Origin of the sequence: Bradyrhizobium sp. PRIMUS42 (assembly GCF_023006515.1) — a bacterium.
Classification (GTDB): domain Bacteria; phylum Pseudomonadota; class Alphaproteobacteria; order Rhizobiales; family Xanthobacteraceae; genus Bradyrhizobium.
In genome coordinates this window covers 1-2188 of sequence record NZ_JALBGZ010000902.1, presented here as the reverse complement: position 1 = coordinate 2188, position 2188 = coordinate 1, and the positions used below count along the sequence as shown (strand labels likewise).

The window sequence follows — 2188 nt, the reverse complement described above, 5'->3', positions numbered from 1 at the left end:
GATGGCGCGCTGGCGATGCTGGCGCTCGCAGGCGTCGTCGTGCTGGCATTGCTCGGCACACTCGCCGGCGTGACCATGATGCTGCGCCGCCGCGTCGTGACGCCGCTTGCGAAGCTGGCCGAGGTGATCGGAACGCTCGCAGCCGGACAGCACGAGGTCGAGATCCCCGCGACGGGTCGCGATGACGAGATCAGCCAGGTGGCAGGGTCGCTGCAGCACTTCAAGGATTCGCTGCTCGCCAAGAAGGAAGCCGACGAGGCAGCCGCAATCGAGGCCGACGCGAAGCTCCGGCGCAGCCAGCGCATGGACCAGATCGCGCGCGAGTTCGAAGCCATGATCGGCGATGTCATCAACACGGTGTCATCGGCGTCGTCCGAACTGGAAGTGTCCGCGGGAACGCTGACCAGCACGGCCGATCAATCGGAAAAGGTCACCGCGACCGTCGCGGCCGCCTCCGAACAGGCTTCCACCAACGTGCAGACCGTCGCCGCGGCGGCCGAGGAGATGGCCTCGTCGGTCGACGAGATCAGCCGGCAGGTGCAGGACTCCGCGCGCATTGCCGGCGAAGCGGTGCAGCAGGCAGGGCGGACCAACGACCATGTCGGCGAGCTGGCCAAGGCCGCCGGCCGCATCGGGGACGTGGTTGAGCTCATCAGCCAGATCGCGGGCCAGACCAATCTTCTGGCGCTCAACGCCACCATCGAGGCGGCGCGCGCCGGTGAGGCCGGGCGCGGCTTTGCGGTGGTCGCTTATGTGAGGTCGGAGCTGGCCAAAATGCTCGGACCGGGCTCGATCGTCGGCAATCCGCTCGACGCCGGCTTTGCCGCCGTGGTCGATCCCTCCGTCTACATGAAGTCGATCAAGCTGATGATCGACGATCCCGACATCGACATTATCATCATCGACGCCGAGCTGCCCAAGGCGCCGCATGAGCTGCGCGAGCGCAATTTGCGCATCGTCAACGAGATGGCGAGCAAGGCCGCAAAGCCGGTGATCTATATCAGCGCGATGTCGATCGGCTTCACCGAATTCACCAAGAGCTTGCGCAAATCGCTGCCGCATCTCGCGGTCATGCAGGGCATGGACCGGGCGGTGACCGCGATCAAGTCGCTGCTCGACTACGCCAAGCTGCGCAAGGAGGTGCCCGACGTCGTCTCGAGCTCGAAACCCGCCGCACGCGCCGTGCTGGAGAAGGCGTTGAGATCGACAAGCGGTGCCGCGCTCGACGAGGTCGCCTCGAAGAAGCTCCTGAAGGCCTATGGCATTCCGATCTCCAAGGAGGCGATCGCACAGACCGCGGCGGAAGCCGCAAAGATCGCCAAGCAGATCGGCTTTCCGGTCGTGGCAAAGCTCGTCAGCGCGGAGATCCTGCACAAATCCGACATCGGCGGGGTCGTGCTGAACCTCAACAATGCCGCCGAGGTGAAGAAGGCGTTCGGCGACATCACAGCACGGGTGGCGAAGCTGAAAGGCAAGCCGAAGCTCGATGGCATTCTGATCGCGCAACAGGTCAAGGCCGAGCTCGAGCTGGTGGTCGGCGCCTCGCTCGATGCCGAGATGGGCCCGGTCGTGCTGTTCGGCACCGGCGGCATCGACATCGAGTTGATGAAGGACGTCGCGCTCGCCGGCGCGCCGCTGGACGAGGCCGAGGCGCGGCTCCTGATCGGTCGCACCAAGGCCGGAATCAAGATGCGCGGCTATCGTGGCAAGCCGGCCTTGCACGAGGCCTCCGCGGTGAAGGCATTGGTCGGCCTGTCCAATCTGATCGCAGATGCCGGCGACCGGATCGCCTCGATCGACATCAACCCGTTCCTGATCAACACCAGGACGGGCGTCGCCGTCGATGCCCTGATCGTGCTGAACAACGCCGCGGCAGAACGTGCCGCCGGGCATTGAGCCGTAGGGCGGATTAGCGCCTGCGTAATCCGCCAACTTGCACGGCTGGGGAGGCAAAAACGGCGGGTTACGCTTCGCTAACCCGCCCTACGTACCATTACGGCCTCCTTCCAACTTCCCTGCTTTGGCCGTAAAACCTTCCCCTCATGGCACGCGCGAGCAATCTGGTGATCGGAACGGCGACGCTGGCGGTGATCGCCGTCGCGTTCGGCGGCCTGCTCGGCGTGCAGAAATGGCGCACGATCCAGAGCCGCAGCCAGTTGCGTGTGGTGTTCGAGGGCGGGTCCGCCAG

General features: G+C 65.3%; 1 protein-coding gene and 1 pseudogene. Both read left to right on the top strand.

From position 1 onward, the window contains the following. The coding region (locus MOV75_RS35415; protein ID WP_247007666.1) for an acetate--CoA ligase family protein at window positions 1-1896 on the top strand (1896 nt) is incomplete at its 5' end. A gap of 146 nt (window positions 1897-2042) precedes the next feature. After that, window positions 2043-2188: pseudogene (locus tag MOV75_RS42795) on the top strand (organic solvent ABC transporter substrate-binding protein); the annotation flags it as partial.